General features: G+C 71.3%; 9 protein-coding genes and 1 pseudogene. 4 read left to right on the forward strand and 6 right to left on the reverse strand.

Annotated features, from left to right (window positions below):
- Positions 1 to 78: 78 nt before the first annotated feature.
- Complete coding sequence (locus H504_RS43695) at positions 79 to 2,796, reverse strand: helix-turn-helix transcriptional regulator (RefSeq protein ID WP_026424771.1); 2,718 nt, start codon at positions 2,794 to 2,796, stop codon at positions 79 to 81.
- A gap of 220 nt (positions 2,797 to 3,016) precedes the next feature.
- Between H504_RS43695 and H504_RS0123485 the strand changes: the two genes are divergently transcribed.
- A complete protein-coding gene (locus H504_RS0123485; protein ID WP_035305662.1) occupies positions 3,017 to 3,688 on the forward strand; it encodes a dioxygenase family protein in 672 nt (223 codons plus the stop codon).
- A gap of 670 nt (positions 3,689 to 4,358) precedes the next feature.
- On the opposite strand, the gene H504_RS36625 is transcribed toward H504_RS0123485, so the two are convergent.
- Both H504_RS36625 and H504_RS36630 read right to left on the reverse strand, forming a co-directional pair.
- Positions 4,359 to 5,162 (reverse strand): GntR family transcriptional regulator, encoded by an 804-nt coding sequence (locus H504_RS36625; RefSeq protein WP_051386190.1) that lies wholly within the window; start codon positions 5,160 to 5,162, stop codon positions 4,359 to 4,361.
- Between the two features lie 139 nt (positions 5,163 to 5,301).
- On the reverse strand, positions 5,302 to 6,291 hold the full coding sequence (locus tag H504_RS36630) for a GDP-L-fucose synthase family protein (RefSeq protein ID WP_051386191.1): 990 nt from the start codon (positions 6,289 to 6,291) through the stop codon (positions 5,302 to 5,304).
- 432 nt (positions 6,292 to 6,723) lie between these two features.
- On the opposite strand from H504_RS36630, the gene H504_RS0123500 reads away from it, so the two are divergent.
- Positions 6,724 to 7,698 carry a helix-turn-helix transcriptional regulator gene (locus tag H504_RS0123500; RefSeq protein WP_026424773.1) on the forward strand — a complete coding sequence of 325 codons (975 nt, stop codon included), beginning with the start codon at positions 6,724 to 6,726 and terminating at the stop codon, positions 7,696 to 7,698.
- 182 nt (positions 7,699 to 7,880) lie between these two features.
- Complete coding sequence (locus H504_RS38990) at positions 7,881 to 8,258, forward strand: STAS domain-containing protein (RefSeq protein ID WP_051386185.1); 378 nt, start codon at positions 7,881 to 7,883, stop codon at positions 8,256 to 8,258.
- Positions 8,259 to 8,355: 97 nt separating this feature from the next.
- On the opposite strand, the gene H504_RS43300 is transcribed toward H504_RS38990, so the two are convergent.
- From H504_RS43300 to H504_RS0123515, 3 genes and pseudogenes are all read right to left on the reverse strand, one after another.
- Entirely contained in the window at positions 8,356 to 8,751 is a 396-nt protein-coding gene (locus H504_RS43300) for a proprotein convertase P-domain-containing protein (RefSeq protein ID WP_245614427.1), read from the reverse strand.
- A pseudogene (locus H504_RS43305) lies at positions 8,746 to 9,534 on the reverse strand (S1 family peptidase); the annotation flags it as partial. The pseudogene H504_RS43305 and the gene H504_RS43300, both read right to left, overlap by 6 nt.
- 97 nt (positions 9,535 to 9,631) lie before the next feature.
- The gene (locus H504_RS0123515) at positions 9,632 to 10,948 is read right to left on the reverse strand and encodes a M14 family metallopeptidase (protein WP_026424775.1); all 1,317 of its coding nucleotides are present in this window, start codon (positions 10,946 to 10,948) and stop codon (positions 9,632 to 9,634) included.
- Positions 10,949 to 11,338: 390 nt separating this feature from the next.
- Here H504_RS0123515 and H504_RS0123520 point away from each other — a divergent pair, with 390 nt between their 5' ends.
- Positions 11,339 to 12,229, forward strand: coding sequence for a hypothetical protein (locus H504_RS0123520; RefSeq protein WP_026424776.1), 891 nt, complete (start codon positions 11,339 to 11,341; stop codon positions 12,227 to 12,229).
- The last annotated feature ends 225 nt before the right edge of the window (positions 12,230 to 12,454 follow it).

Here is a 12,454-nt window from a genome sequence, read left to right on the forward strand (position 1 = left end):
TTTAATCTGGCGCCCGGGGCCGGCGTCGCCGAAGGCGACCAGGCCGACCCCCGAGGCGCAGCCGAGGCCCAGTGACCCTCACCCATCACACGGCAAATCCGATCGCGTCCGCACCCCACACTTCCGCAGCGCGTTCGCAACATGGTCCTCCACCGTCCGCACCGAAATGAACAGCGCCTCCGCAATCTCCCGATTAGTGCGACCTTGAGCCGCCATCCCCGCCACCGCTGACTCCCGAGGCGACAACGCCGTCCCATACCCCCGCCGCCCCCCGCGGTGCCGCGGCGTCACCCCGTACTTCCGCAGCACCGCCGCACACCGAGCCGCGTCCCATCTCGCCCCCAATTCCGTGTACGCGGCAACCACATCCACCATCCCCTGTTTCTCCCCCCGAGCAAGCAACCGTTCCGCCACGCATTCCCGCGCCTGCAACACCGCGTACGGCCGCCCCATCACCTCGTACAGCGCCGCGGCCTCCTCAAACAGTGACACCCCACCACCCACATGCCCCGCCGCCACCAACGCCGCCGCGCGCGCGGCAGGCGCGTCCCGGTCCGCCACGGCTTCTGCGAACTCCAAGTGCAGCGACACCGACGCCCCCACCCCCACCAACGCCGCGCAAGCCAGCGGTACCAGCGACGCCGCCCACACCCAGTTCCCATGCCGCCGAACCGCGTCCAACGCAGGTTCCAGCACTCCCCACGCCTCGTCGAACCGCCCACCCGACAACGCGATCCGCGCGCGTGACGCCGCCACCCCGGCCATCAACGGAATCGTCGCCTCGGTAATCGCCCGCAGGTGCACCGAAGCGTCCGCCAGTGACCCCGTCGCCAGCGCCAACTCCGCTGCCACGAACCGCGCTTCGACGTCCAACAGCGGCAGCCGGTGCGTCCCAGCCCCCGCGCGCACCAACTCAATCCGCTCCGCCAGCCCCTCCCACCGCCCGGCCGCCATGTCCACCCGCAGCCGCGTCCCAGCGACCAGACGGGCCGTGTAGAGCCCGGAATCCTCATCCACCAACGTGGGGATCAACGCCAGCAGTTCACGCGCTCGCCCGTCGTGCCCCAACCACAGAGCCGCGTCCGCGCCGTTGCTCGCGCCCCGCAGGAGATGCAACCGGGCCTCCGGCGTGGTGCCGCGCGCCAACGCCGCCCGCCACACCGGCCACCCGGACGGGTCTCCCGAGTACATCAACGCGGACGCGTGGTTCACGTGCACGGCCGTGTGCACCGCGTGGTCGTCAAAGGAGCCAAGCAGGTCCAACGCCCGATTGGCCCACGCCAGGTGTTCGGTGATGGTCCCACTCGCGTATGACGGGATCGCCAACGCGGCCATCGCCCTGGCCGCGAGGTCCGGTCGATCGCCCAGTTCGTCCACAGCGGTCCGGAGTTGTTCACGACCGGTTCCCGCCTCACCGGCCTGGGCGACCAGCAGCATGCCGAGGCCGAACCTGATCTCCCCGCGCCACGACGGCGGCAGATCCTCCTCATCCAGCACCGACCGCAAGGCCGCCACCGCTTCCCCGTGCCGCAGACCAGGTTGGGCGGCCCGACTCAACAGCGCCGCGACCCGGGCGCGGGTGGCGATGTCGATCCCCGTGCTGGACACGACCTCCGCCAACAGGTCGACCGCCGTGTCGCCGTCGCCGAGGGAAACCGCGCGGGTCGCGGCCGCCTCGGCGTGGCGGACCCAGTCGTCCACCAGACCGGCGTGTTTGCAGTGCCGGGCCAGCCGCGCGTGCGGGATCGGTTCCGCCGCCGACAACGCGGCCGCCGCGTTGCGATGTGCACGACGCAGTTCGCCAGGTGCCAACAGGTCGAGGACGGCGCGGGTCGCCAGCGCGTGGCGGGTGGCCAACAGGCCAGGCGCGCAGTGGCGCAGCAAACCGTGGGCGAGCGCGCGGTCGATGGCGTTCGTCGCCGTCGCGAGGTCCAGACCGGCGACCCGGGCCAGCAGTTCGTCCTCGGCGGGCGCGGCCAGGGTCGCCGCCGCGCCAACGACATCGCGGACCGCGGGCGCCAGGCTGGCGAGGCGTTCGGCGATCGATCCGCGCAACGCCACCGGGGCGGACAGCCGGTCCAGCACCGATCGCGGCGCGTCTGCCAGGCGTGGCGCGGGTTCCGCAGGCAGCGCGCGCGACACCTCTTCCACGACGAACGGCACACCACCGGTCAACTCGTGTAGACGTACGGCGAACTCGTCGGTCACCCTGGTCAACCCGAGCAGCCCGGCGGCGAGCTCACCGACCTCGGCGACCGACAGCGGCCGCACCAACGTCTCCACAACCCGCGCCCACCTGGGCAGATACCCGGCGAGGTCCACCACCGGGCGTTCCCGCCGCACGCTCTCCGGCCGGTACGTCACCAGCACCTTCAACCGGGGCGGCAGGCCGCGGCAGAGGAAGCGCAGGAACTCGTATGTCGCCTCATCGGACCAATGCAGGTCCTCGACGACCAGCACGGCGGGGCCGAGTTCCGCCAGTGCCGCGCGAACTCTGGGAAAAACGTCCACCCGGTCCATCCGCCCCACCGGGGGTGTGAACACGTCCAGGCCTTTCAGCGCGTCGAGCACCGGGCCAAGTGGGAACGGCTCGCGCAGCGGCAGGCACTCGCCGACCAGCCAGTGGTGGCCCAGCAGGTCCGGGTGGTCGCGCAGCTCGTGCACGATCCGGCTCTTGCCCACCCCCGCCTCGCCCGCGACCAGCAGAAGCGCGGGTGCCGCGACCGCGGACAGCCGGGCCAGTTCGGCCGCGCGACCGACCAGCGGCGCGTGGTCGACCGGTGCTGGTCTGTCCACAGTGGTTCCCAGAGGACCCGTTTCCATGCTGCACCCTTTGCCTGGGGCGAACGGCTTTCCCGCCGGACGGCGTGCGTTCACCACGGATCTGCTCACGGTAGCGCCTGAGTTAAGCCCGTATCACCACGGATTGCAACGTCCCGGTCACTGCAACAGCATCGGTTGTGCCAATCCGTGACGATCGCCAACCCGGTGGTCTCGTCTAGGAGGTACTCCCCAAGTGACCGCAGAACTCCCACCACAGGAAGACCTGACGGGTGAGGGCAACTTCACCCGCAAGCGTCTGCTGCAGCTCGGCGCGCTCGTGGTCCCCGCCGCCGGACTGCTCGGTGTCGCGGCGGGCGGCGGGTTCGCCGCCGCCAGCCCCGCCCCGGCCGGTGCCGACCTCGGCACCGACTTCGCGCCGCTGGCCTGCACCCCCGGCCAGTCCACGACGATCGCGCAGACCGAGGGCCCGTACTTCAAGCCCGGTTCGCCCGCGCGCACCTCGATCGTCGAGCCCGGCTACCCCGGCACCGCGCTGACCGTCAGCGGCTACGTGTTCAGCCGCTCCTGCAAGGCGCTGGGCCACGTGCTGCTCGACTTCTGGCAGGCCGACAACGGCGGCAACTACGACAACACCACCTACCGCTACCGCGGCCACCAGTACACCGACGCGTCGGGCAAGTACAGCCTGACCACGATCGTGCCCGGCCTCTACCCCGGCCGCACCCGGCACATCCACGTGAAGGTGCAGAACGCGGGTGGGCGTATCCTGACCACCCAGCTCTACTTCCCGGGTGAGCCGCGCAACAACACCGACACGATCTTCGACCGCAGGCTGCTGATGAACGTGCAGGCCAACGGGTCGGGCAAGGTGGCCACCTACGACTTCGTGCTGAACGTGGCCTGAGCTCTGCTTCGCGGTCCCCTGTGGACGGTCGTCGACCGTTCCCGGGGACCGCGGTGACGCGTCCGACGGTGTGCACTGCCGCCGCCGGTCGACGCCACCCGACGCGGCGGAAAACCGAAGGCGGATCGTGCACCTACGCCTCGCGCCCCGCCACCGCCCGCGTCGGGTCCGGCGCCTGCCGCCGAGCGGTCGGCGGTGGTGGTGGTCCGACCACCGCCACCGCCGCCGACACCGCCGGCCACAGACGCCCCCGGGCCGGACCGGCCGGGGAACGGTACGGGGGCAGGGGCGCCGGACACAGCAGGGTCCGGCGCCCCGCCCGCGTTCCCGGACCGTTCGGCCGAACCGGGCCACCGCTTCGGGCGGTGACGGTTGACGGTGTACCAGGACAGCCCACTCGGTGTCATGACCGGCGATCCGGGTGGTGGCCGCTCGGTGGCGGCATGGCCGGTCTGCTCGCGGCGCGGGTGCTCGCGGGCTCCTGCCAGTGGACTGTGATCCGTTGGACCAGGTGTTGGCGATGCGGCGTGGTGTGCCGCAGGGTGTGCACGTGCACGCCGCTGTTGGCCGAGGAAATCGGTGCAGGCGGGGCGCCGTCCGGCCTGGCGGGCACGGTGCGGTGGTGCTCCCACCCACGCCCGGTTCGGTCTACGGACGGAGATCCTGCCGGTCAGCGCCGCCAGACCCGCTCGTTTTGTCCACTGTGGACGTCGAACTGGTAGCCGTCGGCGGAGAACTTGGCCAGGACGCTGAACCGGTCCCCGCGCACCACCGTGTGCCGCCATTCCACCGGTCGCCGCTCCACGGTGCCCAGCCGGTCGACCGCCAGCGCGGCCACGTCCCCGGGCATCCCCAGCAGCCTGCGCTCGCCGTCGGTCGGGAGCACCGCCCGGATCCGCTCCTGGCCGCCGGTCAACCGGATGCCGCACCGGGTGTCGAGCTCGTGGTAGAGCGAGGTGCCGGTGAAGTCGGCCGACATCAACCCCTCGGCCAGCGCGTGCGGCAGCCACACCCGGTCGACCGCCAACGGCGTGTCACCCGCGAAGCGCAGCCGCTCCAGGTACAGCAGCGGCGTCGACTCCTCCAGCCCCAGCCTGCTCGCCACCACCCCGTCGGCCCGCTCGTCGAGCGCGAGCACCTCGCTGCGCGCGGTCAGCCCGCTGGCCTGCACCGACGCGAACAGGCTGTAGAGCGCCCCCAGCGGCTGGGTGATCTCGGTCGGCTTGCCCAGCTTCGGCGCGTGCCCGCGGCCGGCGACCACGGTCCCGTCCGCGCGCAGCCTGCGTAGCGCTTCCCGCACCGTGTTGCGGCTGACGGCGTACTCGGCGGCCAGCGCCAACTCGCCGGGGAAGGCGTCCTCGAACTCCCCGGCGCCGACCCGGCGCAGCAGGTCGTCGTGCAGTTGCGCCCACAGCGGGGTGGGCAGCGTGCGGTCGAGCCGGGGCGAGCTCGTCCGGTCGGCGGTCCGGGACACCTCGGCCACCCCCTCCGCGTCGGGAGCATCGGTCGCCGTCGAACCTAGCAGGTGACCGGGGCGACCTGGGCACGATCGAAGTGACCCGTCGGTAGCCGACGGGCCCGCGAACTGTCCACAGCGGACTCCAGGCCTGCGGTTACCGGACCATCTCGTGCCCGCGCACGGCCTCCCGCTGCCGGGGCAGGGTCAGGCTGTCCAGGTACCACTGGTAGGTCGAGGCGATGCCTGCCCGCAGCCGGATCTTCGGCTCCCAGCCGAGGCCGGTCAGCGCCCGGATGTCGAGCACCTTGCGCGGGGTGCCGTCCGGCCTGCCCGGGTCGAACTCGATCGCCCCGGTGTAACCGATCGTCTCCGCCAGCATCTTCGCCAGGTCCGCGACGCTGATGTCCCGCCCGGTGCCCACGTTCACCGGACCCGGCTCGTCGTAGTGGGCCAACAGGGTGAGGCAGGCATCGGCGAGGTCGTCGGCGTGCAGGAACTCCCGCCGCGGCGTGCCGGTGCCCCACACGACCACCGACGGCGCCCCGGCCACCGCCGCGTCGTGGATCCGGCGCATCAGCCCGGCCAGCACGTGCGACGAGGTCGGGTGGAAGTTGTCGCCCGGCCCGTAGAGGTTCGTCGGGATCGCCGTGATCCAGGGCAGCCCGTCCTGCTCGCGCACCGCCCGCACCTGGGCCATCCCGGCGATCTTGGCGATCGCGTACGCCTCGGTGGTCGGCTCCAGCGGCCCGGCCAGCAGCGACGTCTCCCGCACCGGCTGCCGCGACTCGCGCGGGTACATCGCCGACGAGGCCAGGAACAGCAGCCGCGGCACCCCCGCCGCGCGTGCCGCGTCCATGACGTTGACCTGGATCCGCAGGTTCGCCGACAGGACGTCGGCTGGCTCGGCCGCGTTGGCGCCGCTGCCGCCGCCCCGCGCCGCCGCCAGCACCACCACGTCCGGCGCCGCCTCGGTGAGGAACCGGGTGGTCGCGGCCCGGTCCCGCAGGTCCACTTCGGACGATCCGGCCAGCACCAGGTTCTCGTACCCGGCCGCGCGCAGCCGCCCGCACAGCGCCGACCCGGCCAACCCGCGGTGCCCCGCAACGTAGATCCGGCTCGCAGGCGTGAGTTCCGGAGCGCGCATCGCCGAGTCCCTCCCGTCCCGCGGCGGTTGGCCGTCGGTTCCCGGCTGGTCCGGGCCGGTGATCACCACGGTCTCGGTCAGGATCGCATCCGCGCGCCGCGCGCGCCGCCATCCGGGTTCGGGTGGACCGGGCGCGTTGTGGCCCCCGCCACGCCGCTCACCACCGAGTGTGTCGTTTGGTCGGGTTCGGGTCGTCCGGCATCGCTCGACCGGGCGGGGACGGCGCGCGGTTCGCTCACCCCGTGTTGGACGATCGCGCGGCTGTTCGGGGTGTTACCCCACGATCGGGGTCATATTCGGGTGGGTTTCCCGCGCCAGCGGGCCACGCCTCCCCAGCCCCGCCCACAATCCACACGTGGAGACGGTCGCCGCGCGCACCCGACCTGACCGGAAGGGCTGTGACGGCGGTGACGGCGCACCTAAGGTGTCGCCATGGCGCACCTGTTGGGGCCAGTCGGCCTCAGTGAGACGGACAACGCTGTCTACCTGGCGTTGGCCACGACGCCGCGGGGGACGGCGCAGGACATCGCCGACTCGGCGGAGTTACCGTTACCCGCGGTGCGCCGGGCGTTGCGGACGTTGACCGCGGCCGGGTTGGTGACCACCCTGTTGGCCCGCCCGATGCAGTACGTGGTGGCGCCGCCGGAGGTGTCGATCGAGGCGCTGGTGTCGCGCAGGCAGCAAGAGCTGGAGGGGCTGCGGGCGGCGGCGCGGGAGCTGGCGTTGCGGCTGCGGGAGACGCCCGCGTTCGCCGAGTCCAGCCTGGTGGAGATCCTGGAGGGCAACGACGCCATCCAGCACCGGCTGGCGCAGGTGCAGCTCGGCGCCCGCGAGGAAGTGATGATCATCGACGCGCCGCCGTACCTGCACGGGACGCCGGTGCAGAACGACCAGGAGCTGGTGGCGCTGGGCCGGGGCGTGCGGTACCGGTCGCTCTACCACGGTCCCGCGTTGGCGCTGCCCGGCCACTACGAGCAGATGATGGCCTGCATCGAGCTCGGCGAGCACGCCCGCACCCTGGCCTCCGCGCCGATGAAGATGATGATCGTGGACCGGCGGGTGGCGCTGATGCCGGTGTCGTTCGCCGCCGCCGAGACCAGGACCCGACTGCTGGTGCACGCCGCGCCGCTGGTGGAGGGCCTGGTGGTGTGCTTCGAGGCGCTGTGGGAGCAGGCCGCGCCGGTGCTCGGCGGCGAGCCCGCCGCGGAGCGCGCGGCGACGCTGTCCGAGCGCGACCGGCAGGTCCTGTCGCTGATGGCGGCCGGGCTCAAGGACCAGGCGATCGCGCGGGCGCTGGGGGTGGCGCAGCGCACCGTGGTCCGCCGGATCGGCGAGATGATGACCACGCTCGGCGCCGACACCCGCTTCCAGGCCGGGCTGCTCGCCGCCCGCCGCGGGTGGCTCTGACCAGCGGTCGCCCGTTGTTCTCGCGCCGGGGGTTGTGCGTGCGGCAGGTCGGCGTAGCGTAGGGGTGGACCCGCCACTAGATCTCCCAGATCACCACGGTGACGCTGCGTCGGAGATGCGCTTCGGGTGCCAACTCGGACTACATTTTCCTCGTGGCCGCCCCAACCCAGGGAGCGCCACACATGAGCAACGCCCCACCCGCGATGGCGATCCGGCACGATCGCCTGGACCACGTCCCGGTCGTGCGCCTGCGCGGTGACATCGACCTCGCCACCAGCCCCGCGGTCGCCGCCGCGCTGGCCGATCGCCTGGACCGCCGCCCGGCGCTGCTGGTCCTCGACTTCACCCACGTCGGTTTCGTCGGGGCCTGCGGCCTCAAGCTGCTCACCGACGCTCGGCGCCGCGCCCGCGCCCACGGCGGCACCGTCGCTGTTGCCTGCTGCTGCCCGCAGGTCCTGCGCGCGATGGAGGTCACGAACCTCCTCGGCGTGATCGCGCCGTACCCCACCGTCGCCGACGCCTTGGTGGCGACCGACATCCCCAGCCAGCGCGTGCCCTGATGTCGACCGGTGGCGTCCGTTCCGCCTGAGTCCGCTGTGGACCGGGAGCCACCCCCGCCCGGCCGACCGGGGCGGGGGTGACGCCTCACCCGACCATTCAGAACGTCAACTTCCAACTGTCGATGTAGCCGGTGTCCTGCCGGTAGGTGTCCTGCACCCGCAGTTGCCACTTCCCGTTCGCCACCTCCGAAGACGCGTTGACCGGGTAGGTGGCCAGGACGTTGTCGGCGGAGTCGCTGGTGCTGGAGTTCTTCAGCCGGTAAGTGCTCCCGTCCGGCGCGACCAGGTCGATCACCAGGTCACCGCGGTAGGTGTGCTTGATGTCCACGTCGACCTTCAGCGTGGCAGGCGCGTTGCCGGAGATCCCGGTGACGGTGACGGCACTGGTCACAGCGGCGCCCGCGTCGGGGATCTGCACGTCGGTGGTGTTCTCGAAGACCCGACCGCTTGGGGGAGTGGTGGGCGTGGTCGAGGTGGGCGGAGTGCCCAGCACGCCGGCCTCCGCCGCGATCGCCGAAGACAGTGCGCTTACCTGCGCGTACACGCCGGGGTAGTTGGGGCGGGCGCATCCCTCGCCGTAAGAGACGATGCCGACCTGCACCCAGTTGTTCGCGTTGTCCCGCCGGAACATCGGGCCGCCGGAGTCGCCTTGACAGGTGTCCACGCCGCCCTGGGGATAACCGGCGCAGATCTCCACCGCGGGCTTCATGTCGGAATACGCCTGCTGGCACGTGCTGTCCGACACGAACGGCACCTGCGCCTTCAAGAGGTACCGCTGCTGCGCACCGCCCTCGGACGTAGCGCCCCAACCGGCGACGGTGAAGGTGCCGTTGTCGTATGCGGTAGTAGCGGCGATCGGCAGAGTCGCGGCGCCGGTGATGGGGGAGGACAACTGGATCAGCGCCCAGTCGCCGCCCGTGGAGGTGGTGTAACCGGGGCTGCGGTAGACGTACTTCGACTGGCGCGTAACACGGGACGAGCTCTGCAGGTCGACGACGCCATAGGTGGCGGTAATGCCGGTGTTGTTACCGGTCCCGTCAACGCAATGCGCCGCCGTCAGGACAAGGCTCTCCGAGTACATCGCGCCGCCGCAGCCCATCGAGAGTCTTACCATCCACGGGAACTCGCCTTGAGCGGCTTGAGATCCACCGACAACGTGCGGGGTGGCGTCGGTGGGCGGCGGCGACGCGATCGCCTGACCCGCCACCGCCGCCGCGGCGGCGACCGTGCCGACCGCCAGTGCCAACGCCTTGTGCAGCTTGCTCAACGTCTTCAACGGTCATGCCTTTCGGTCCACACAGCACACACCGGTGCCGCAGCAGGGAGTGGGTTTCCCGACCTGGCCGGGGTCGGGGGGCGTGCGGGCGAGACCGCTAGCAGGTCTTGCCGATCGTCCGCGGCGGGCAGTCCGAGTAGTCCAGCAGGTACAACACGGCCGCCTTGTTGCGGGTTGTCTCCCGGTCGATGATCTCGTCGGGCGGGTAGAAGCCGCCGCCGGACGATCCGGTCGGGTACATCTCGAAGGTGAACGCCCAGATCTTGTGCGCGCCCCACAGGTAGTCGTCGATCGCGCCGTCGGTGATGTAGAGCGCCGAGTCCTGCTCCGCCGTGTAGCTGTTCGTCCGCGCCATCGCCTTGCCGATGGTCTGGAACGTGTTGTACTCGTCGCGGGTCATGCCGGTCACCACCTGCTGCTGGGTCCAGCCGAACGGCCACATCACCAGCTCGCCGTACGAGTGGAAGTCGATCGCGGTGCTGATCTGCTGCTTTCCGCCGACAGCGCGGCTCTTGACGAAGTTCTGCACCGTCGACACCTCCGGCGCCGACCCCGCCGACGCGCCGCGGTAGGTCTCCGAGCTGGGGCTGGTCGACGAGCCGCCGCAGCAGCCCCACTTGAAGTCCCAGTTCCGGTTGAGGTCGGTGCCCACGTACGACGATCCCGCGTTGGGCTGCCGGTTCTTGCGCCAGCTCTTGTACGACCCGGTGCTGATGTCGTACTCGCCGCCGTCCGGGTTCAGGTCCGGCAACACCCAGATCTCGCGGCTGTCCACGAGCGCCTTGATGTGGCTGTCGGTGTTGTAGCCGCCGGTCAACAGGTTGATCAGGTACAGCGCCATCTCGACGGTGATGTGCTCGCGCGCGTGCTGGTGCGCGGTGAACAGCACCTCCGGCTCGTTCTCGTCGGTCGCCGCGTTGTCCGAGATCTTCACGGCCAGGATGTCCCGGCCCTGGTACGACTTGCCGATCACCCGCTTGGTGATGATCCCCGGGTGCGCCGCGATCGCCCGGTCGATCTCCGCGTTCATCTCGGCGAAGTTGTGGTAGTTCGCGTCGGAGCCGGGGAAGTCCTGGGCGCCGGTCGACCCCCGGTCGCTCGGCGGCGGCGCCTCGGCGACCACGGTGAGGCCCAGCGCGCGGATCCGGACCACCTCGGCCGGGGTCGCGGTGATCAGCAGCCGCTGGTCCTCGGTTCCGTTGACCGCGGCACCGGTGGCGGCCACCGCATTGCGTTGCGCGGCGGTGCGCACACCCGAGACCGAGTAGTCGGCGGACGCGCGCTGTTCACCGCTGGTCGTGCCGCCCACTTCGCCCATACTGCCCGGGTGGGGTGCGCCGCTCGCGACCCCGTTCGTCGTCAGCACCACGGCGGCCGCGGCCACGGCGGCGATCAGCGAATAGCGTTTGACCATACCTGGATACCTCCCGCGGGTGGCGCCGCGAACGGCGCTCAGGGGATAACCGCCGGGTGACCCGAACCCCACGGCGTCGACGGTCTCACCGGCGAATAGTGGACCTTGGTCGACGGTCGCGGCAAGGTTTCGTCCACAATGGGATGTTGCCGTTTCGGTCGACCGCCCGAACGGCGCTGACCAGCGCCGATCCGCGTTTGTCAACGGTGAAAACCCTTGCTTACCCGATCGGCCTACGCCGGTCGCCCGGCTTGTCCGACCGCGGTTTCGCTATGTCACCCGCATAACCTGATCAGGTATCTCCCAATCGGGTCGCGGAATGGTCGACGCGGATTTTCCGGTAACCGCGCCCCTTCCGCCGCCGCCGCGCCCCGACTACCGTTCGCTCGGGTGGAGCAGGCCCCGCACTGCTTCGCCGACGCCCTGCGCGCGGCGATCCAGAACTCAGAGACCACCCTCGAACGCGTCGCCGAACAGTTGCGCGCCCGCGGCACCCCGGTCAGCCTCGCGACGCTGAGCTACTGGCAGACCGGCCGCAGCCGCCCCGAACGCCCCCGGTCGCTGGCCGCCCTCGGTCACCTCGAAGACCTCCTCGGCCTCACCGGCGGCTCGCTGCGCGGACTGCTCGACGCCCCCCGCCCGCGCGGTCGCGCCGCCGGTCGCGTCCGCCAACCCCTCGCCGCCTCCGCCCCCTGGGCCGACACCGGCGAGTTCCGCCGCCTCGTCGCCGACCTCGACCTCAGCCACGACCCGCACCTCACCCGCCTCAGCGCCCACGACCGGGTCGAGATCGGCCCCGACCGCGCCAAGGGCCTGCAACACACCCGCCAAATCCTCCGCGCCGAACGCGACGGCGTGGACCGCATAGTCGTCACAAGCTGGTCCGAACACCGCGGCGGCCCGGCCCCCACCATCATCGGCACCCGCAACTGCACCCTCGGCCGCGTCACCCGCCGCGGCAGCCAGGTCGCCGCGGAGTTGCTGTTCGACCACAAGCTCACCCGCCGCGAGACGATCATCGTCGAATACGAGTCCCGCTCCCCGGCGGGCCAAATCGCCTACGGGTACCAACGGGTCAGCAGACTGCCGGTGCGGGAATACCTGCTGGAAGTCGCGTTCCACCCACACCCCCTGCCCCGCTACTGCGTCCGATTCGACGACTTGGCGGGCCGAGAACAGGTACGGGCCCTGACCCTGGACTCCGCCCACACCGCCCACGCCCTCGCCCTGGACCTCGAACCCGGCCGATTCGGCATCCGATGGGCGTGGGGAATGTCCTGACCCGGAATCGACGCGCGTGTAGATCTTCGGACGCGGTCGACGTTGTCGGCTTGGCTTGTCGCGCCATGACGGGCCTTCAGCCCGGGGGTGGTTGTCGTCAGTGGCTTGGCCATCGGTGTTCGTGCGGGCCATCGGCCCAGGGCTGGACGCCTCCGTGGGGCCGGCCACCGGCTTCGGGTGGCTGCATCGGTGGGGACTGGTCACCTGCTTCGGGCTGGTGCCCCC

Source organism: Actinokineospora inagensis DSM 44258, assembly GCF_000482865.1.
Taxonomy (GTDB): Bacteria; Actinomycetota; Actinomycetes; order Mycobacteriales; family Pseudonocardiaceae; genus Actinokineospora; species Actinokineospora inagensis.